Consider the following 20,705-nt stretch of genomic DNA (forward strand, 5'->3'; position numbering starts at 1 on the left):
TTACGCAGAAGAATGACTATGGCAAAGGGGCTGTTGTTGATGATGAGTCTGCTGACGACGGTGGCACTGGCGCAAACGCCCTTTGCCGAGCAGATCGCCAAACACCGCGAAACGTACAAAAAAGACTTACTAACCACAGCGGGCGGCCCGTTGAAACCGGACGATCTGGCGTTCGTTAAGTTTTACTCGCCTGATTCAACCTACCGGGTTACGGCTACTGTTGAACGGATTACAAAAGCCGAGCCCTTCGACATGCCGACCTATAGCGGTAAAACCAAAGAGCATGTGGCCTACGCGCGCCTGTCATTTGTATTGCACGGAAAACCCCAGCAACTGACCCTGTACCGAAGTCTGAACCTGATGCGCATCCCCGAATACCGCGACTACCTGTTTCTGCCGTTTAAAGACGCCACCTCGGGCAAAGAAACCTACGGTGGAGGCCGCTATATGGACCTGCGTACCGGCGATATTCAGAATGGAAAACTAACGCTGGATTTTAACAAAGCCTACAACCCGTATTGTGCGTTTCAGGATGGCTATTCCTGCCCCATTCCACCCAAAGAGAACGAGCTTACCATCCCCATCGAAGCGGGAGAAAAAGTGTTTGGGAAGGAGCATTAATGTACTTTATTCTATCTTACTCAATTGGATAATTGTGAGAAAAGGGCAACCATATCCCTTTTTTTGGGCTTTCTCCAACTTGCAACGACAGATAAGTAGCCTGGTCAGGGGTTATTTGGATAGGTTTTCAGCAACGTTTTGGCTTCATCAGCGGTTAGCTGCGAAATACAGCCGTGCCGGGCTTCGGAGGGGAAGCGGACGTCTTCCTCAACTGTCCAATGAATTAGATCCGGCGAGTAAGACGCACCAAAACGGTTGGTCATACAGTAATCATACAACAATAGCCAGCCGGGGCGGAGTGGGTCCTTAATGGCAGTTGGCCCTTCGGTAATGACCGGAACAATCTGACCCGTATTCAAAGGGCCTTCAACAACGGTATAAGGACCTTCCAGATTGGTTGAGGTGGCTAATCGGATGGCTCGCCGTTCGCCAGTTTTGGCACCAAATTCTTCTTCCTTATGGAAGAGGTAGAAAGTCCCATTCTGTTCCAGCAACGTTCCATCGATCACGGAGTAAGGAGGGGCGAAAAAGACTTTAGCCGGAGTAAATGTTTTCCAGTCCCGCGTTCTGCAGGACCAAAGCCGACTTTCTTTCCAGCCTGCCTCTTTAAACGATGATGACCAGATTAAGACATAATCACCCGTTTTCGAGTCGTAAAACCATTCGGGAGCCCATATATTGCCTGCTAACGTTCCTGCCTCGCTTCGAACGTCTTTCATCAAGGGCAAGGCACCTTCAACCTGCCAGTGAATCAAGTCTTTGGATGTTATGTAAAGGCAGCTCGGCCCAACTTTTTCGTGGTCGTTACCTCTGCCACCACCCGTTGATAATATGCGCCAAAGCCCATCCGGTCCGCGACGTACATAAGGATCGCGAACGTGCTGATCCCATACGGGTTTATTGCCGTTTAAGGGCGTCCAATGAAGTCCGTCAGTCGATAAAGCAATGTGGAGTTTGTTGATTAACATAGGATCGGGTAGGGGAACTTCGACTGTATTCCCCTTTGCATCGATTTCAATTCGAGTTGGGTAACGCTGACGAAAGTAGGTGAGCATCCAGACGCTCTTCCCAGCCTGAATAGTAAGCGGAACGCTGTTGGAGGCATGCTGAGAGGAGGTTTCGCCTTTAGATTGCGCTAACACGCTTCCAATTGATATATATATAACAATGACGAATGGGAGCAACTTCATTAGTTCAAACGGGTTAACTACGTGGGTTACAAACGTATTAGAATGCTGCTTAGTCTGAAAGATCTACCTGATAGACAAGGCAATCCTACAGAGTAAGTTTTTCAGACTTGAGAGTCCGTTGATGAGTGGGGGACTTAACGGCTACTAAGGTGATAATGGCTGATAAAAATAGTGAACCCGCCATGAAAATGTAGGAGGCTCCAAAACCACCCGTTTCTCCATTTAAATAGCCCACAACATAGGCACCAATAAACGAACCCAGGGCACCAAAGCTGTTGATGAGGGCCATAGCGCCACCCGCTACGTTTTTTGGCAATAGGTCAGGAATGATGGCGAAGAAGGGGCCGTAGGGAGCATACATGGCACCACCCGCAATAATCAGCAAAACAAACGAGGTCCAGAACTGGTCGACGCCGATCAGGTACGATGCATAAAAGGCAATAGCCCCCAGCAACAGAAACGGCCAGACAAAGGCTTTCCGGTTCAGGGTTTTGTCGGAATAATAGGAGGCTCCGAGCATACCGATGATGGCCAGTACATAGGGCACGGACGATAACCAACCCGTTTCGACAATGGTTATGTTGGGCGCGGCCTTTATGATAGAGGGTAGCCACATCACGAAACCATACACGCCTATGCTCCACAAAGCATATTGAAGACTCAGCAAAACAACGATCCGGGATTTGAATGCTTCGCCGTAATTTTTAACGGGTTTTATACCCTGCTGCTCCTGCCGAAGCTGCTCCGCCACGGCTTCTTTCTCAGATTCGGTCAGCCAGTTGGCGTCTTTGGGGTTATCGTCGACGAGTTTCCACCAGAAAAAGGCCCAGATAACAGCCGGAAACCCTTCGACAATGAACATCCACCGCCAGCCAACGGATTTGATCAGATAACCCGACAGGATCGACATCCAGAGAATCGTAGCCGGATTGCCCAGGATCAGAAATGTATTGGCCTGCGAACGTTCGGCTTTGGTAAACCACCGACTCAGAAAAAGCAGCATGGCGGGCATCACCGCACTTTCGACAACGCCCAGCATAAACCGGATCACAATCAGTAGATTGACATTGCTTACGACACCCGTTGCTACGGCCAGGCCACCCCACAGAATCAACGACCAGAAAATCAGCTTTTTCGCGCTTTTTTTCTCCGCATATACTGCACCGGGCACCTGAAAGAAGAAGTACCCCAGAAAGAACAGCGAACCCAGCAACGACGACATAGCCGGGGTAATTTGTAAATCGGCCGCCATGCCACTGGCGGCCCCAAATCCGAAATTGGCCCGGTCCAGATACGCCAGACTATACGTAATAAACGCGATGGGCAGTAGTCGGTACCAGCGAGATTTAGCAAGTGTCTGGCTCATTGGTTAGTCGGAAGGGGCGATGATTCGTTGTTTGGGAAAGCTGAACGGGACAGCAACTTTACTGCCTATTGGGTAAAAAATAAGTCTTTCGTGTTGTTCTTCCTTGCCCAGATCAATCCATAATCCATCTGGGTTGGGAGGTTATCAGGCATAGGTTGCAGACCCACTTCCTGGAACCAGCTTCGGTATTCGGCCCGGCTGTAGCAGCGACCTTTCGTGTTCCAGAATAATTGGGCCGAATAGTCCGTAACGGCTAGTGGCCCGTCCCGTGTATCGGTCAGAAACGCATCATGAACCCATAATTCGCCACCGGGTCGCAGGGCGTCGGCGAAGCGTTGGGTCAGGAGCTGGCAGGTAGGCGTTGGCCAGTCGTGGAAAAGGCTGGCGGCCAGTAATATGTCGGTTTGGGGCAAGCTATCCGTAAGCATATCGCCTGGTAAGAACGTTACTCGTTCTTTAACCTCAGCCGCGCCCGGACGGCCACTTTGAGCAAATTCATCCAGCAATTCGGCCGCAACGGTCAATACGGCGGGCCGATCCAGGATGGTGGCTGTTGACGTTGGATTGGCCAGTAACCATTCGTAGGTGTAAAAGCCAGTGCCACCTGCCACATCGAGCAGATGACCATCGCGTTTGGTCATGTTGGCGGCTACCAGGGGTGATAGATGACGAGCGCGCCCGGCCAGCCCAAGTGTCAGAAAACGGGCCAGTTCAGGGTCATCCATGGGCGAGGGACCTTCGCCTTCTTTGACGAACGAAATGCCCTCTCCGGCTTCCAGCGGCCCATCGTTCCGAAGCCGGGCAGCCATTTCCAAAACACCGGCATCGTCTTTTTCCAGACCCAGATATCCGGTCAGGTTAGGCGTATTAGCCTGAGTAACGTATTTGCCTAACTCCGTTATATACAGCCGCCCTTGCTGATCGAAAGCCAGTAAATCCATGGCGCAAAGCGCTGGAAACAAAACCATAGCCGGGCGTTCGGCCAGATTGAGCCGGGTACGCAGAGCCTCTATAGATAGGGATTCGGTACCCAGTTCCTCAAAAACAGGTAAATGGTGAACGGCGGCAATCAACAACCGGGAGCCAAACATGGCTCGTAAATGGCGCGTAATCGGGGCTAAATCGAGCGAAGCAGAAACAGTCATGAGAAAAGTTTTTAACGAACGATCAGGGTGTCAATCTAAAATAACGGCTAAGGGCCATTGATTTAGGAAGCGGGTAATTTGCTCGTTTTACTACTCAACTAGTTAGTCAGCATATGCTTTTCAAAGAAACCGCAAGGACGCGACGGACGCAAAGATTTATAAGTCAGGACCTTATTCCTTGCGACTTTGCGCCTTCGCGGTGTAAGAAATGTAGCCTAAGCGTTTAATCTTCTTTGATAAATAGCCCGAAGTGAGTAGTACCCGTACTATTATGGGTTTAGAGTGAAAATTGAATGCTTTACAGTTCTAATGACCGCTACCGACATCCAGACAATTTTTGAACAGATATCCACGCTGAAGGTGGGTGTTATCGGTGACTTCGCCATCGATTTGTATTTCAACCTTAAAACCCAAACCGGCGAAAAATCCATCGAGACGGGCCTGGATGTATTCTGGGGAAGTCGGCCCAGGGCTTCGCTGGGAGCTGCCGGCAATGTAATTCAGAATCTGGCCGCCCTCGGCGTGTCGCAGGGGTATGCGATCGGTTGTGTAGGTAATGATCTGTTTGGCCGCGAAATGCAGCATCTGTTTCACAACCTGGGCATCGATGTGAAGCATCTGCAGGTGGTCTCGGACGGATGGGATACCTGCCTGTATACAAAACCGTTCGAAGGCCAGGAAGCCAATCGGATCGATTTCGGGACAGCCAATGAATTGGAAGAGAGCCTGTTCGATCAATTACTGACGGGTTTGGAAAGCCTGTTACCAAATCTCGATGTACTGATCATCAACCAGCAATTTGCCCGCCCCCTGCTGACGGAACATCGACTCGGCCGACTCAATCACCTGATCGAACGCTTTCCTACGGTTCGGTTTGTGGCCGATATGCGTACGGTGGGCAAACAGGTGCGGGGGGCCACCCTGAAAGTAAATACGGCTGAACTAGCTTATTTTTTGGACGTTGATCTACCTGAACAGGCTGACATTCAGTGGTGTATTGAAAAGGGGAAGATCCTGCGGGAACAGATAGGTGGCCCTGTGCTGATCACACGCGGGCAGGCAGGGATTCTCTACCTCGATGATTCCGGTGTGTATTCGGCAGAAGGCTTACCCTTGCAAGGCGAACTCGATACGGTTGGGGCGGGTGATACCGTGGTGGCTACCTGGGCGGCCTGTATGGGGTCAGGAGCTACACCCAAGCAGGCCCTTGAACTCGCCAATCTGGCAGCGGCTGTTACCGTGCAAAAACTAGGGCAGACCGGAACGGCCAGTCTGCCAGAAATTCTTGATGTATATCATACCTACCATTCCAATGACTAACGAAGTTGTACAGCAATATCGTCGGGAGCTTCATAATCACCTGACTAACGAACTTTTACCCTTCTGGATCAATCGGGCCGTCGATGCGCAGAACGGAGGGTTTATCACTCATTTTGATCAGTTTGGCAATGATTCGGGCGAAGACGAAAAATCACTCATTGCCCAGACCCGCTCTATTTATACCTATGCATCGGCTCATCGGGCTGGTTATGGCGAGGGCAAACTGGCCGCTATGGCCCGGCATGGCGTAGACTATCTGTTGAGCCGTATGTGGGATGAGGAGCATGGCGGATTTTACTGGATGACCAACCGTAAAGGCGACGTACTAAACGACCAGAAAATTGTGTATGGGCAGAGTTTCGCCATCTATTGCCTGAGCGAATACACATTGGCTACCGGCGATCCGCGTGGGGTTGAGTACGCGCAAAAGGTGTTCGATCTGTTGCAGAAATACGCGGCCGATACCTGCTATGGGGGCTATTTCGAGATGTTTGAACGTGATTGGACACTCAAAGGCCCTGGTGCCGCCGGAGGTGATCGCAAAACGCTCGATGCACATATGCATCTGATGGAGGCCTTTACGACCCTGTATGAATGTACCCGTCAGCCGCTCCACCGTCGGAAGTTGCTGGAAGTTATAACCTTGCTGGTGGGTACGATCATGCATCCGGAGTATGGAACGGGTATACCACAGTTCTGGGCCGATTGGAAGGTTGCTCCTCAAATCAAATTCGACGTTATCTGGGGTTGGGATCGGTTTACGGAAGACGGCATCAAGCGGGAAGCTGAAGACAATACGAGCTATGGTCATAATGCCGAATTTGCCTGGCTGCTAATTCATGCCCTGGACATCCTGGAAACCCCGTACGATACCTATCACGATCAACTGCTTAAGTCATTTTCGCATGCGGTCGATCACGGGGTCGACTGGGAACACGGGGGCGTTTTTGTGGAAGGGTCACACAGTGGGCAGGTCTATGATCGGGAAAAGGAGTTCTGGCAGCAGGCCGAAGTGCTGATTGGCTTTCTGGATGCCTATCGGATTTTGGGCGACGAGAAATACTGGAGAGCTTACGAGAACGTCCATCGGTTTCTGATGGATAAGATGATAAACCATCCGGTAGGGGAGTGGTGGCCCCTGATGACCCGACAGGGCGTTCCAATCTGGACGCACATGAGCCATTCCTGGAAGATCAATTACCATACCGTTCGTTCGGTGGTTCAATCCATCCGTCGTCTGGATAATCTGGGTAAGTAATTGATTTTTGAAGAGTTATACTTCTCCTGAAAAGCATTTTGTCCGGCTGACGAAGAAGCATCTCCGGTAGTTTAGTATTAGTAACTACCGGAGATGCTTCTTCGTCAGCCGGACAAAAACGCTATAAGAACCAATCGGTATCGAGCCTTAATTCATGGTCACTTTGACCAGAACCGGCTGATGGTCGGATGGGTAACGCTGTTCTTTGGCGTCGGTCAGGACTCCGTACTTCCAGACTTTGAACGGCTTACTGACGAAGATATAGTCGATACGGTTGTTCATCGGCGCATCAAATTTGAAGCTGTTGAAGGTGCCTTCAGGGCCATAGGCTGGTGTGGCCGTTACATCATGAGCATCGCTCAACAGCGTTTTGATGGTTTGAATCTGTTCGGTTTCGGGCGTCGAGTTGAAGTCGCCTGTCAGAATGACGGGCTCTGCTTTGGCGATCTCCTTGATTTTAGCCACCATCAGTTTCCCTGATTGCCGACGCGCTTCAACACCCTGATGATCGAAATGGACATTGAAAAAGTAGAAGTCCTTTTTGGTTTTCAGATCTGTGAACTTTGCCCAGGTGCTGATGCGGTTGCAACAGGTTGCATCCCAACCCTTACCGGGTTTATCGGGCGTTTCGCTGAGCCAGAAGTTGCCTGACTGAAGCACTTTAAAACGATCTTTCCGGTAGAAAATGGCTGAGTGTTCACCGGCTTCTTTCCCATCATCACGGCCCGCGCCGATAAAGGCATATTCGGGTAGTTCGGCAATGTCGTTCAACTGATCGCGAAGTCCTTCCTGTGTACCAAACAGATCGAACTCATGGAAGCGAATGAGTGCCTTTACGTTCTCCTTCCGATTGGGCCAGGCATTAATGCCATCGTTTTTGGTGTTGTAGCGAAGGTTATACGTGGCTACCGTAATGGGTTCCGATTTTTGGGCAAGTACAGGCTGAGTCATCAGGAAAGTACCCAGAAGAAAAAGAATGATGCGCATGAAAACGAGTGAATTTTAAATGTACATAAACTTACCTCACGGCAACGGTCGGCTGACGCTGCCGTGAGGTAAACGCCTGAAGTAAACTACCAACCCGGATTCTGACCTAATTTGGGGTTAACCAGCAGGTCGTTCGAGGGAATAGGGTAAAGATAAAATTTATCGTCCCATTTACGGGTAATGTTCGTAAGCCAGGTAAGCTCGCCATAGGTGTCGTTTTTGAGCCGTTGTGGATTCGCCACACCGTTTACCGTTTCGGCGACGTTGACATAGGTGACCCCCGCAATTTGTGTGGCGGGTTTCACTTTGTAGAACACCACATCAGGCTTGCCATCTTCGTTGAGGTCCATCGGAGTGTCGAGCGCTGGTACGTAGAAACCATTCCATTGCTGTTCCATTAGCTGACCACGGTTCCAGCGAATAATATCGGCAAACCGAAACCCTTCCAGCGCCAGTTCAATACCCCGTTCGCGACGTACTTCGAGCAGAACCGGGTCTGAAATACCAGGGAAATAATTGGCTTGCAGATAGGGGTCAACGACTGTAGGTTTGGTTGTTAATCCAGCGGTGATGCCAGCCCGTTTCCGAAGGGCCCCTACTGTTTTGGCCCAGTCATCGTTGGTGAGGGTGCCCAATTCCGTTTTGGCTTCGGCATAGTTCAGCAGAATTTCGGCGTAGCGCATCATACTGATGGAGTTGATATTCCGTGATCCACCATCATAATACACGTCATCCAGCGACCATTTGATTGGCATATAGCCAGTGTAGGTGTAGGAGAAAACCGGGGGGCCAGGCTCTACAGCACCTCCGTTGGTGCGGGTGTAGCCTGGGGTCCGAATAGTCTGTTGCAAGCGCTTATCCCGGTTTTTGGTTTCCTGCATGAACGTCATTGTTTCATAGCCCGGCTTCGACGTGAAAGGCGTACCATCGATGTTCAGATAGGTATTGACGAACGTACGGTTTAAACTGACCCGGGCCCCATAGGTAGCGCTGGTCCACCACCAGTTGGCATCGTTATACACGCTCAGCGTAGCGTCGCAGATGTAAGCCAGCATGATTTCGCTGGTGACGGGTGTGGTGCTGGTAAACAACTGCCGGTACGACTTATCAGTACCGCCCGTTTCGCTGATGCTGAAACCCCCTTCTTTCATCACTTTCTCGGCCGCACTGACGGACTCGTTCAGCCACTTATCGGCTGTGCTCCCCAGGTTGTAGCTGGTACGGTATTTCCGGAAGGTTCCTTCGAACAGACAAACACGCGATTTGAACCCATAAGCGACGTATTTTGTGACCAGACTACGGGTGTTATCATTGGTGGTTTTGATGTTCTCACAGGCATAGTTCAGGTCGGCCAGTACGGAGTCCATAACCATGGCCCGAGGGTCACGCGTGTCGTACAGATCAGGATCGTTAACGCCCATCGCCTTGTTGATCCAGGGTACATCGCCAAACCGCTTCACTTTCTCAAAGTAAAACCAGGCTCTGAAAAAACGGGCCAGACCCAGGTAATGTCGTTGATCGGTAGCGGAAATGGACGGACTATTCAGGTTCGCAATGAAGTAATTGATGTTGCGCAACTGACGCCAGTCCCAGCCCGAACTTTGCTGAGGACCATAGGCACCGGGGCGTAAAAAATCAGGAACCTGCGTCCGGACGGCATAATCGGCCATCTGATCACCTTCGTGGATGTCGCTGGCACCCGGAAAAACAGCCGTTGTCGAGCCGTCGTAAAATGAGTTTACGTATAAGTCTAAACCACTGGTGCTGCTGAAGACAGCGCTTTTTGAGGCCGTCGATTGGGGAACCTGCTCCAGCTCATTGCAGCCAACCAGAAACAGAGTTATCAGAAAAAGCCAGCTATATCGAGTAATCATTGTCATGTCGTTTTTAGGTTAGAAAGTGGCCGATATACCCAGGGTGTAACTTTTCAGAATCGGGTAGTTGTTACCGTTACCACTGCTGTTACTGTTAGGATCGCTACTCGTAGGTGGATTTAAAACAGCATCTGACCGGCCAATATTTTCAATGTCGATGTCACGCGTGAGCTTGTACAGAGGTGACCAGGTCAGCAGGTTCTCGCCCGACAGGAACACGCGTCCGCTGTTCATCCCGATCTTCCGAATCAGCGTCCGGGGGAGGTTATAGCCGATCTGGATATTTTTCATACGCAGATAAGCCGCCCGCTGTAAATATTTGGTCTGTGCCTGATACAGTTCGCCCGCGCTGTTCTGCGATACATACCCACGATACCGGGGCAGGTAGGTGTCTGGATTCTCTGGCGACCAGATTTTCCCCAGTTGCCACTCCGGTAATTTGTTGTAGGGGCGGTTGTACTGACCCCAGAAAATGCTGGCTTCAGCACCTGGCCACCAGTCCTGATGACCAACACCCTGGAAGAACGACGAAAAGAAGAAGTTGTTCCAGTCGGCTCCCAGCATGATGCCATACGTGTAGCGAGGAGTTGAGTTGCCAATAATGCGTCGGTCGCCTGGGTTATCCACTGTATTGTCGCCGTAGCTGATCACACCATCGCCGTTCAGGTCCCGGAACTTAATGTCGCCTGGGAGCCACTGGCCGGTATTGGAGGCTTTGTATAGGTTTTGTTTCGGTGATTGAGCTACATCATCGGTAGAGGTAAAGAAACCAGCTGTTTCATACCCCCAGATTTCACCAACTTTCTGACCTACATAATAATCGGAAAGCCGTCGGTTAGGATTATTAAACTTGTCGATGGTAGCTGAGTAGTCGGCCATGGTTAGGCGCACTTCGTAGTTGAACGGCTTGCTTCCTACAGAGAGTTTATCCCGCCAGGTCAGAACGGCCTCCCAGCCTTTGGTTGTTAGGTCGGCGTAGTTGCCTTTCGGCACATCGGTACCGAATACAGCTGGCAGGGTCATCCCTACGGTAAACATGCCCGTTGTTTTACGGATGTAAGCATCACCAGTAAACGTCAGTCGATTGTTCAGCATCGCCAGATCGATACCGAGGTCAGATGTAGTCGAGGTTTCCCAGGTCAGCCCATCGGGAAGAACGGTTGGCTGGCCGGTTTTCTGCGGCTTTACCCCATTCAGGATACGGCCCGACTGGGCGATGCTGAACTGCTCCTGAAATGCATAGGAGGCAATGCTACCGTTGCCCAGTGAACCGTACGACGCTCTGATTTTCAGGTCGGTAATGGCTTTGGGTGATACTTTCCAGAAGGATTCGTTCGATACGCGCCAACCTGCCGATACGGAGGGGAAGAAGGCATACCGCTGATCGGATGGGAACTTCGATGAACCGTCGTAACGGCCGTTCAGTTCGAGCAGATACCGGTCTTTGAACGCATAATTTAATCGGTAAAAGCCGCCCAGAATGGCCCAGGTTTCCATACCACCACTGGTCGTAATCGATTGACCCAGCGCCAGGCTAATATCTTGCGCATCAGAAAAAATCAGCCCGTTTCGAACCACCTCTAGCCGACGGAAATTTGAGTGCTCGTAGTTATAACCCGCCAGCACTTTCAGGTAATGGTTGGGGCTGAAGCGAGGTTCGTATTCCGCATATAAGTTCGTCGCCGTGTAGATCGTCTGGCGGTACAGGTTTTGCAGGTCGTTGTAGTTGGTTCCTACGTATTCGATCACGCCCGGTTTGCGGCTGTAGGGCACTGGCACCCGAGTCCGAAACTCATCATTGTCGGTAGTCTGAAACGTGAAATTGCCTTTGACGCGGAATTTGTCATTGAAAAACGTCGTAGCAAAATCGGCCGTATTCCGAAATACGCGTCGGTCCATATTGATGCCGTTTTTGCCGTACCAGAAATCGCCAACGGTGTAGGCAGCCGAGTAGGTCAATGTGCCATCCGGGTTAAACATCGGGGCATTATTGTGGCCTTCGTCGGAAATGTTCCGCCAGATACCGCCCCCTTCGCCCACGTTCAATGGGTTATGGTACTTCATCGACGAAAAATCGGCATTATTCGTGATTTTCAGCCAGGGGTAGAGCTGGATGGAGCCTTTGGCCCGCAGGCTCATGATCTTGTAATCGTCCGAATTGTACTTGAACAGACCATCCTGGGTATAATAGCGACCGGTTACGTAAAAATCAGCCTTACCGCTGCTGCCCGAGAACGATAGATTGTGCTCCGTAGCGCTGAGGCTTTTCTTGTAAAGTTCGCCATACCAGTCGGTGTTTTCGTAATACACATATTCGCCGGTAGTGGGGTCTACTATGGTCTTTGGGAGGCTGGGGTCGTTGTTCCGACGTTCGAGTTCGGCCAGGTAAGCGGCCGAGAATTTGACCGTCTTGTTGATATTCTGCGGAGTTTGTGCATAGTCGTTCCAGGCCGACCAGCCTTCGTTGAACATCTTGGCGAATGTGTAGCCGTTCGTTACAAAATTAGGAACTGAGGTCGGGCTTTTGATCGAGCGATTCACCGAATACGTTACGCTAGTACGGTCTTTCGTTGGGCTTTTCGTTGTGATCAGTACGACACCAAACGCGCCCCTTGCTCCGTAAATGGCAGCCGAAGCGGCATCTTTTAATACCGACACGCTGGCTACATCATTCGGATTCAGACGGCTCGGATCACCTTCTACACCATCAATCAGCACCAGTGCACTCCCTCCCTGACCGATCGAGGTGGTACCCCGAATGTTGAAGGTAGGCGACTGAATGGGTTTTCCGTCGCCCATCGTTAAGTTGAGGTTTGGAATAGTCCCCTGAAGGCCTTGCGATAAGTTGGGCAGTGAACGGTTTTCAAGTACTTCGCTGGTCACCTGGTCGACGGCACCAGTCAGGTTTACCTTCTTCTGTGTGCCATAACCCACCACAATGACCTCTTCCAATGACTTGGAGTCAGCTTTGAGCGTCAGGCTGATTACACTCTGATTGCCTACCAGAACCTCCTGACTCAGATAACCGACAAATGAGTAGATAAGGGTGGCCTTACCATCGGGCACCGAAATACGGTATTGCCCTTTGGCGTCGGTCGTTGTACCACGCTGCGTGCCTTTAACCACAACACTTACTCCCGGTAGGACTTCTCCTTTGTCGTCGCTGATGGTTCCGGTAATGGTGAGGTCAGCACTGGCAACAACTGGTACCGACAGCGTGTTGATGGAAGGAAGTGTGAATGAGGTACTTTCAATCGTCTTTTTACGAAGAAGGATGCGGGTACCTACCACTTCATACGAAATGCGGAGCGGACTGAGCAGTTCGTCCAGCACTTTAGAAAGTTTACCATTGGCCACATTGACCGACATTTTCTGGTCGGCCCGGATGCTGTTGGTGCTGTACACAAACTTGACATCCGTCTGTTTTTCAAGTCTGTTCAGGATTTTCCAGATCTCGACCGATTCCATTTTCAGCGTGACTTCCTTATTCAGAATTTCCTGAGCGTGTGTGTCGCGGGCGAACGACAGACCATAGCAGAGAGCGAAGAGCAGTAGCTGCACAACCGTTGTCTTCATGGCGTTCCACAAAACCTGTTTTAGGTAAAATTGTCTCGTCATAATAATACGATGTTCATGAAAAAGAGAGATGAGTAATTGGGTAAATTGAGCGTTGGAGGGCAATCGAAAGCGCAACGAATGGTTTTATCCCGCAAAAGTAGGGTTGTCTATATTACCAGTATATTAACTCTATAGGATGGTTTATTAAATTTGTTTTTCTAGTTTTGACAGCCTTCGCCATTAATAAAAAGGGTGGTGCCGCGCCGTTCGTAGCTGGCATTAAGTGACTTACAGACCAGATCAAGCCGTAGATAAAGAGGTAAATCATTGAGGTCGCCATTAAACGCACATTTGTTCAAGGCCTGGTTTTCGACAATGAATTCAATACCGTAGGCTTTGCTGAGCGTAGCGAGTACCTGCCCCAGTGGAACCCGATCAAATACGAACTGGGCTTTGTTGTTGGGAGGTAGCACCATTTGTGGGGTTTCGATTAGTCCAGGTGTCAGTTTCTGTGAGACTTTGTCGAAGGTTATTTTCTGGTTCGGAATCAGAATAACGCCGTTGCGGTTGCCATCCGATTTTCGGGTGTCTTCATACACAGATACTTTGCCTTTACTCACCTGTACTTCAATCGACTTGTCTTGATCATAGGATTTTACCGTAAATCGTGTTCCCAGTACCTGTGTAACCAGATTGCCTGTATGGACAATGAAGGGGCGGGAAGTATCTCGGGTAACATCGAAGGTAGCTTCGCCCTGGAGGTATATTTCCCGCGTTTTTGTGCCGAACTGTTCAGGATAGCTCAGATGGCTTCGCGGGCTAAGCAATACATAACTGCCGTCTTTCAGGCTGATCTTCTCAGCTTTATTCGATGTGTTCTTAATCGTAATATTTCCTATTGATTCGGGGCTTTTGCGAGTAATTGACCGGGCTACCTGCTGCGTATTGAGCTGACGGCTGACGAAGAGCCCGGCAAGGATAAAAAGTAGGATAGAAGCGGCAACCGCGCTGATTCGGAACCAACCATACCGTATCAGAAAAGGTTGTTGACCTAATGTATTGGCGTAAATGCGTTTCCATAAGCGGGTTTGAAGCGTATGTTTTTCGGTAGGATTGATGGTGAGCTGGCTTTGCTCAATCATTCGGTCCGACCACTCACGCATCAGCTTTTCCTCGTCGGGGTTGGTTTCTCCGGCAAGGTATTTCTCGATCAGTTTATCGAAATCATATTGGTTCATAGGATGGTGTGTTTGTGCGGATCAGTTCTGATAAATCCGAAGTTGCTCCTGTAGGACTTTGAGCGACTTGGTGATATGATATTCGACCGCCTTTTCCGACAGGTTGAGTTGCCGGGCAATGCTTTTCACGGGTTGATGCTCGAAACGACTCAACTTAAACACCTCGCAGGTTTTTTCCGGTAGCTTTTTCATGACTTCCTCTACTGCTTTCGATAAATCGGAAAACTGTACGGTTTCATCGGTCAACTCAGCCTGATGCAATTCGTGCAAAATGAGGTACTCCTGATAACGCCGTTGGGTGATTTTCGACTTGATGTAATTTGTTGACAGGTGCTTGATGGACACAACCAGATACGAACTTAGGTGATGAATAGTCGCTTGTTGACGTTTGTTCCAAAGCGATTCGAACAGATCATGCACCAGTTCTTCCGCATCTTCCCGGCTTCCTGTTTCGTGATAGGCCACGCAGAATAACTTATACCAATAGCGATTATATATTTCCTCAAAGGCTTTTTTGTCGCTCGCCTTGAGAAAACAAGTCAATTCAGTGTCGGTTACCTGTGCATTCATTGACTAGAGTTTCGCTGTTTATGTATAGTCAATTAAGTAGCTGAAATCCCTAAATAATTTTTAAAATTATGAGATAAGTACAATATGATGCGTATTTGTAGTTACTTTTCTAGTTAATGATCAACTTAGTTTGAGGAGGTTGGCTACATGCTATAACCTGGAATTGTCCTAAAAACGTATAACTAGTAGATCGTTGGCGCTGGCGTTTGCAGAGAAATGAAAAAAGCCCAGTCTACAACGTAGACCGGGCTTTTGAGGGAATACTGATGGATTATATTAATAACCAGGATTTTGTGCCAGCACATCCTTACCCTGATAGTCGATCTGGGTTTGCGGAATGGGCTGATACTCATCACGTCCTGCCGTGAACTTGCCACCCGAATAAGCCGTCGGCAACAGCTTGCTCTCATAAGCCAGGAAGGCGTTCAGTACCGTGGCCGCCGTGCCCCAACGAACCAGATCATAGAACCGGTGACCTTCTCCCGATAGCTCCAGCTTCCGCTCGAACTGAACAGCGGCACGAGCCGTCGCTTTATCGGCAAACGTTGGATAATTGCTGATCACATAGTTAGCCGCTGGTTTGCCATCCTGCATCACAAAACCGGCAGGGTTAGCTGCCCGCGTGCGCACCATGTTGACATAGTTGGTGGCGGTTGCTAAACTGCCTACTTCGACTTCACATTCTGCCGCCATCAGCAGCACATCGGCAAACCGGATGATGTTGTAGTTGATGGCCGAGTAACCATCCGTCCACGAGCTACCATCGGTCAGAGTCTTGTCCTGCGCTTTGTAGAAGACGAACTTCTTGGGGGAGTAAGGACCCGCAAAGCTCTGGTCACGAATCCAGTCCAGACCAGGGTGAGGCTGCCAGTCCAGGTATTGGATACCCCGACGGCCAACTGACCAATCCAGACGAGGATCGACCGGACCCGCATCGGGGGTGAAAGCCGCACTAGAGGCAATCCCCTGGTCGGTTTTCAGCTGATTAGCGCCCGTGTTATAGGAACCATCCAGCAGCGGTAAGCCTTTGGCGTCGACCCGGAACGAGTTAGCCATATCGAAGCTGGGGGGAAAGAATCCGCAGCAACCAGCCGGACCATTCGAACCCGTGTTGTAAGGGAAGTTCAGCACCAGATCGGGGTTAGCGTTATCCGAGCTACCCGTGTTGGCAGCGGCCTGGATGGCAAACACGGACTCCGAACCGTTGTCTTTAGCGGCATTGAAGTTGTCCGAATAGTTATCCAGCAATTTATACTTCAGGCCATTGCTGGTAACCCCACTGGCGATGACCTGATCGAAGAGGGCCTTGGCCTCCGTGTACTTCTTCTCGTAGAGGTAGGTCTTCGCCAGATAGGCCATCGCGGCCCACTTGTTGGCCCGACCCACGGACGACTGGGTAGCGGGCAGGTTATCCTGCGCGAACTTGAAGTCGGCTTCGATCTTGGGCCAGATGTCGGCATTGTTGGCTACTTTCTCGATGCCGGCACCGTAATCGACGGTTTCGTCGATGAAGGGCACCATGTTGAAGTTCCGTTTCAGTTCGAAGTAGTAATGCCCTCGCAGAAAGCGGGCTTCAGCCTGTAATTCAGTTTTGTCAGCAGCCGTCACATCGGAACCGGCTGATGCGAGCGAGCGCAGGACGGAGTTACAGCGAGCCACCCCTTCATACATGGCATTCCATTTGGCGTTGACTTCACCACTGGAGGGCAGGAGCTGGTAGGTCTGGTAGGGAGTCAGGGCGTTAAAGTCGCCGGAGTTGGAGCCTTTGTTGGCTTCACCCCCGGAAATGCTACCCCGCACCCAGTTGAAAGAGCTGGCTGACTGGGAGAAGCCCCGGGCGTTGAGCTGGGCGTAGGCCCCCATCAGCAGACCATCCAGACCCGCTTTGCTAGAAAGCTGGGTTCCAGAAAGCTGTCCAGTGGCGGGCACTTCCAGGAATTTGTCGGTACAGGCAAAAGAGACGGCCATCAGCAGCGTGGCGGTCAGTGTGCCTTTGGTAATCAGTGTTTTCATTATGCGTATATGCCTTAGAAATGATAAGGAATAAGTGTCTTGTCAAATCCCCAGCGACTAGTATTCGTAAATATGTTTAGTTAGTCTATTAACGAACAAGAGTCGCTGGGTTGTATCTAGCCTAGGCTTAGAACCCGAAGCTTAAGCCAACGTTGTAGCCACGCTGAACGGGGTAGTTACCAATATCGATACCGAAGTTGGTATCCGCCGAGCCACCTACACCTGGATCAAGTCCTGAGTACTTGGTGATGGTGAACAGGTTGGTAGCCGATAACGATATACGCAGCCGATTCATGTTGATCTTGTTGAGGATCGTCGAGGGCAGCGTATACCCCAGGGTCAGGTACTGCATCCGGGCATACGAACCGTTCTCTACGTAGTAGGAGTTGGGCTGGGTGTTGGTGCTGAAGTTCGACGCACTCTCGAAAATGGGCACCGTTGTGTTCGTATGATCTGGCAACCATGAATCTTTTACCCGAGCACTAACAGCCGCCCCCGTGAAGGAGGGATAGAAATCGGTGAACCAACGCTGGTTATTGAAGATCTTGTTGCCCAGCGAGGTGTACAGGTTAGTGTTCAGATCGAAGCCTTTGTACTTCAGCGTCAGGGTGATACTACCTGTCATTTTCGGAATCGGGCTGCCCAGATACTGTCGGTCATCAGCCGTGATCTTGCCATCCCCGTTGGTGTCGGCATAGCGGAACCGACCTGGACCCGCGCCTTCCTGGGTGGGAGCAGCGGCCACTTCTTCCTTGCTGTTGAACAGACCGATCACTTTGTAGCCGTAGAACGACGACAGATCATGACCCGGCTCGTTGCGTACTACGTTGCCACTCAGACGCGTACCCCCGCCGTAGAAGTAAGGCACCAGCGGGTCAATGGATATGATCTTGTTGTTGAGCAAACCGGCAATGGCCGTCACTTCGTAGCTCAGATCGCTGTTGATGTTGCCCCGGTTGGTGACCAGGATGTCGATCCCTTCGTTACGCATGCTGGCCAGGTTTTTGAATGGGGCCCCTGAACGAACGCCTACTACACCGGGCAGAGCCAGTTGGTAGAGCAGGTCTTTGGTATCCCGGCGCCAGAAGTCGAGCACGACTTCGAGTTTGTTGTTGAAGAAGGCTCCGTCGATACCGATGTTGCTGGTCACGTTAGTTTCCCACTTAGCCGAAGCATTTCCAATCTGAGTACGATAGAAACCAGAAGCAATTGTATTGTTGGTTCCATTGATATCATATCCCTGACTAGCATCACCACCATATAAATTGTACTGGTTGGTGGCACTTAGGAAGTTGGAGTTACCCATGGTACCGTATCCACCGCGAATTTTCAGGTCAGATACCCAGGGCAGATTCTTCATGAAGTCTTCGGATGACAAACGCCAGGCGGCCGACACGGCTGGGAAAACCCCGTACCGATTTGAGGCCGCGAATTGCGATGAACCATCCCGGCGAACAACGCCTGTAATGATATATTTATCATTGTAGGTGTAGCGTACCTGACCAAACAGCGAGTAGAACTTGTTTCCCAGGCTGTAACCACTACCGACCTGCCGGGTAGCCCCTGGTGTGGTGGTGCTGATGGTTACGTAGTTGGGGTCGGTCGAGAAGGGGTTTTGGCCAGAACCAAAAATATTCCGTCCGGCTCCTGTATTGAGGGCTTCGATACCGGCCAGGGCGTCGATGTCATGGATACCAAACTTCTGCTTGAAGTGAGCGGTGTTGGTAAACGTCCAGGTTAAGCCGTAGCCAGATCCTTCGCTGTAGGTATAGGTGGTGTTGTTTTCCGAGTTCTCATACTGCACCCGACCATAGCTATTATAATAATTGGTGTAATAGGCACCCCCCAAGCTGCTGCGCAGGGTCAGGGATGGAATCACATCATACTCCAGGTAGGCATTACCGAATCCGAAAATATTGAAGTTACTATCGTTAGCCCGTTGTTGGCGATCGGCAACTGCATTGTGAGGGTTGTTGAAACCCGGAGCAGCTGTACCGGCATACCCTCCAAAGGAGTTATACACCGGAATAATAGGAGGAGTACGGAAGGCCGTTAACACCTCGTTTTCGTCGGATGATGAAGACGAGTTGTTGTTGGTCGAGTTACCCAGAATACTACCAACGCCACCCAGAGTGCCTTTGGTGCGGATATACGCTAATTGGAAGTTTTCGCCAAAGCGGAGTTTCTTGGTGATGTCGAACTCAGTGTTGGCCCGTAGCGTGTAGCGCGAGTAATCGTTATAAATAACGATACCCGCCTGCCGCTGCATACCCAGCGCTACATAGAACCGGCTCGATTCGGTACCGCCCGAAAAACCAATGTTGTGCCGCATCAGCGGAGCCACCCGGGTGATCTCTTTGTACCAGTTGGTACCCGCTTTGTTGGCTGGAATGACGTTATAGATCGCCCCGTTGGCTGGGTTGACGTTGTACTTGGCTGCTTCTGCGGTCAGATCCACCTGCGAAGCCGATAAGCCCGAACGGCTACCCACCAGCAGATAATCCGGTAACACCGGCGTAGCCCCTTCCCCATACTGACCTCCGGCTAAGCCTTTGAAATCGTTGGTGGGGTAGGTGCCCTGATAAATGTCATTCTTACGAGCCTGCCAGGTCCAGTCAGCCTGCTCCTGGGGGTTGAGGATCGGCAGGCTCTTGCCTGGATCGGTAGCTCCAAAAAGACCATCGTAGCTTACGCTCAGCTTTTGAGCCCGACGCTGGCCTTTGCGGGTGGTGATAACGATCACCCCGGAAGCGGCCCGGGCTCCATAGATCGAAGCCGAAGCGGCATCTTTCAGGACGGTGGTCGTTTCGATATCATCAGGCGCCAGGAAGGATGTTGTTTGAACGGGTACGCCATCGACCACATAAAGTGGCTGGTTACCCCCGAACGAACCAAAGCCCCGAACCCGAACCTGGGACGAAGTACCTGGCTGTCCGTTGGTGATGACGGTGACCCCGGCTACCCGACCCTGCAATTGCTGTTCGACGTTGGTGGAAGGAACGACCTTTAACTGAGCGGGTTTAACGGTGGAAACGGCTCCGGTCACATCCCGACGGTTTTCGGTGGAGTACCCGGTAACGACGACTTCGCTCAGCGCGGTGGCTTCGTCTTCGAGACGGACGCTCAGGCTGCTTTGATTGCCCACATTGACTTCCTGGGTTTTGAAGCCGATGGCCGAGATTACCAGTACGGGATCTGCCCCTCTGACATTCAACGAGAAGTTACCGTTGGCGTCGGAAGAGGTTCCGACCTGGGTCCCTTTCAGGACGATGTTGGCTCCGGGTACGGCTCCATCCGACCCCGTGATTGTTCCCGTCACCCGACGGTCTTGGGCTGAAGCATGGAGGCTCCAAAGCAGCAGGACTGCACCCAGAAAAGCGGTCTGCAGAAACCTGTAGAACGATGCTTTCATGAAATTTAGGTTGGTTTGAAAAAAAATGAGTAAACACTTTACTGTTAAAGTAAGCGGACCAATATTAAGTTGGTTAAATTATATTTCAAAAGGGGATCGTGATAATTCTATTTAAGAAATTGAATTAAAAAGGTGTAATTTATTGAAAAAATT

The 20,705-nt window shown here is 50.8% G+C and carries 13 protein-coding genes; 3 read left to right on the forward strand and 10 right to left on the reverse strand.

Annotated features, from left to right (window positions below):
* The first annotated feature begins 18 nt into the window (after positions 1–18).
* Positions 19–621, forward strand: coding sequence for a DUF1684 domain-containing protein (locus B5M13_RS07680; RefSeq protein WP_080059838.1), 603 nt, complete (start codon positions 19–21; stop codon positions 619–621).
* Positions 622–725: 104 nt separating this feature from the next.
* On the opposite strand, the gene B5M13_RS07685 is transcribed toward B5M13_RS07680, so the two are convergent.
* The 3 genes from B5M13_RS07685 to B5M13_RS07695 form a co-directional block, all read right to left on the reverse strand.
* Positions 726–1,763: a glycoside hydrolase family 43 protein gene (locus B5M13_RS07685; protein WP_245859836.1), complete on the reverse strand. Its 1,038-nt coding sequence runs from the start codon at positions 1,761–1,763 to the stop codon at positions 726–728.
* A 133-nt stretch (positions 1,764–1,896) separates the two neighbouring features.
* Positions 1,897–3,177 (reverse strand): MFS transporter, encoded by a 1,281-nt coding sequence (locus B5M13_RS07690; protein ID WP_080055121.1) that lies wholly within the window; start codon positions 3,175–3,177, stop codon positions 1,897–1,899.
* Between the two features lie 65 nt (positions 3,178–3,242).
* Positions 3,243–4,322 carry a methyltransferase gene (locus B5M13_RS07695; protein ID WP_080055122.1) on the reverse strand — a complete coding sequence of 360 codons (1,080 nt, stop codon included), beginning with the start codon at positions 4,320–4,322 and terminating at the stop codon, positions 3,243–3,245.
* A gap of 309 nt (positions 4,323–4,631) precedes the next feature.
* On the opposite strand from B5M13_RS07695, the gene B5M13_RS07700 reads away from it, so the two are divergent.
* Together B5M13_RS07700 and B5M13_RS07705 are read left to right on the forward strand one after the other, a co-directional pair.
* The gene (locus tag B5M13_RS07700) at positions 4,632–5,642 is read left to right on the forward strand and encodes a bifunctional heptose 7-phosphate kinase/heptose 1-phosphate adenyltransferase (RefSeq protein WP_080055123.1); all 1,011 of its coding nucleotides are present in this window, start codon (positions 4,632–4,634) and stop codon (positions 5,640–5,642) included.
* Positions 5,635–6,900, forward strand: a complete 1,266-nt coding sequence (locus tag B5M13_RS07705) for an AGE family epimerase/isomerase (protein ID WP_080055124.1) — start codon at positions 5,635–5,637, stop codon at positions 6,898–6,900. Before B5M13_RS07700 ends, B5M13_RS07705 begins: the two co-directional genes overlap by 8 nt.
* 147 nt (positions 6,901–7,047) lie before the next feature.
* Here B5M13_RS07705 and B5M13_RS07710 read toward each other — a convergent pair whose 3' ends face one another.
* The 7 genes from B5M13_RS07710 to B5M13_RS07740 all read right to left on the reverse strand — a co-directional run bounded on the left by B5M13_RS07710 (position 7,048) and on the right by B5M13_RS07740 (position 20,552).
* A complete protein-coding gene (locus tag B5M13_RS07710; protein ID WP_080055125.1) occupies positions 7,048–7,887 on the reverse strand; it encodes an endonuclease/exonuclease/phosphatase family protein in 840 nt (279 codons plus the stop codon).
* Between the two features lie 86 nt (positions 7,888–7,973).
* Positions 7,974–9,761, reverse strand: coding sequence for a RagB/SusD family nutrient uptake outer membrane protein (locus B5M13_RS07715; RefSeq protein ID WP_080055126.1), 1,788 nt, complete (start codon positions 9,759–9,761; stop codon positions 7,974–7,976).
* An 18-nt stretch (positions 9,762–9,779) separates the two neighbouring features.
* Positions 9,780–13,379: a TonB-dependent receptor gene (locus tag B5M13_RS07720; protein WP_245859837.1), complete on the reverse strand. Its 3,600-nt coding sequence runs from the start codon at positions 13,377–13,379 to the stop codon at positions 9,780–9,782.
* A 158-nt stretch (positions 13,380–13,537) separates the two neighbouring features.
* The gene (locus B5M13_RS07725; protein WP_080055128.1) at positions 13,538–14,557 is read right to left on the reverse strand and encodes a FecR family protein; all 1,020 of its coding nucleotides are present in this window, start codon (positions 14,555–14,557) and stop codon (positions 13,538–13,540) included.
* A 21-nt stretch (positions 14,558–14,578) separates the two neighbouring features.
* On the reverse strand, positions 14,579–15,127 hold the full coding sequence (locus B5M13_RS07730; protein WP_080055129.1) for an RNA polymerase sigma-70 factor: 549 nt from the start codon (positions 15,125–15,127) through the stop codon (positions 14,579–14,581).
* A gap of 276 nt (positions 15,128–15,403) precedes the next feature.
* Positions 15,404–17,140 carry a RagB/SusD family nutrient uptake outer membrane protein gene (locus B5M13_RS07735; protein WP_080055130.1) on the reverse strand — a complete coding sequence of 579 codons (1,737 nt, stop codon included), beginning with the start codon at positions 17,138–17,140 and terminating at the stop codon, positions 15,404–15,406.
* Between the two features lie 127 nt (positions 17,141–17,267).
* Positions 17,268–20,552 (reverse strand): SusC/RagA family TonB-linked outer membrane protein, encoded by a 3,285-nt coding sequence (locus tag B5M13_RS07740; RefSeq protein WP_080055131.1) that lies wholly within the window; start codon positions 20,550–20,552, stop codon positions 17,268–17,270.
* Positions 20,553–20,705: the final 153 nt, after the last annotated feature.

The sequence above is a fragment of the Spirosoma aerolatum genome (assembly GCF_002056795.1).
Lineage (GTDB): Bacteria > Bacteroidota > Bacteroidia > Cytophagales > Spirosomataceae > Spirosoma > Spirosoma aerolatum.

Coding starts and splice junctions, on each gene's coding strand:
- B5M13_RS07680 (WP_080059838.1), top strand. CDS start 19: ATGGCAAAGGGGCTGTTGTTGATGATGAGTCTGCTGACGACGGTGGCA.
- B5M13_RS07690 (WP_080055121.1), bottom strand. CDS start 3,177: ATGAGCCAGACACTTGCTAAATCTCGCTGGTACCGACTACTGCCCATC.
- B5M13_RS07695 (WP_080055122.1), bottom strand. CDS start 4,322: ATGACTGTTTCTGCTTCGCTCGATTTAGCCCCGATTACGCGCCATTTA.
- B5M13_RS07700 (WP_080055123.1), top strand. CDS start 4,632: ATGACCGCTACCGACATCCAGACAATTTTTGAACAGATATCCACGCTG.
- B5M13_RS07705 (WP_080055124.1), top strand. CDS start 5,635: ATGACTAACGAAGTTGTACAGCAATATCGTCGGGAGCTTCATAATCAC.
- B5M13_RS07710 (WP_080055125.1), bottom strand. CDS start 7,887: ATGCGCATCATTCTTTTTCTTCTGGGTACTTTCCTGATGACTCAGCCT.
- B5M13_RS07715 (WP_080055126.1), bottom strand. CDS start 9,761: ATGATTACTCGATATAGCTGGCTTTTTCTGATAACTCTGTTTCTGGTT.
- B5M13_RS07720 (WP_245859837.1), bottom strand. CDS start 13,379: ATGACGAGACAATTTTACCTAAAACAGGTTTTGTGGAACGCCATGAAG.
- B5M13_RS07725 (WP_080055128.1), bottom strand. CDS start 14,557: ATGAACCAATATGATTTCGATAAACTGATCGAGAAATACCTTGCCGGA.
- B5M13_RS07730 (WP_080055129.1), bottom strand. CDS start 15,127: ATGAATGCACAGGTAACCGACACTGAATTGACTTGTTTTCTCAAGGCG.
- B5M13_RS07735 (WP_080055130.1), bottom strand. CDS start 17,140: ATGAAAACACTGATTACCAAAGGCACACTGACCGCCACGCTGCTGATG.
- B5M13_RS07740 (WP_080055131.1), bottom strand. CDS start 20,552: ATGAAAGCATCGTTCTACAGGTTTCTGCAGACCGCTTTTCTGGGTGCA.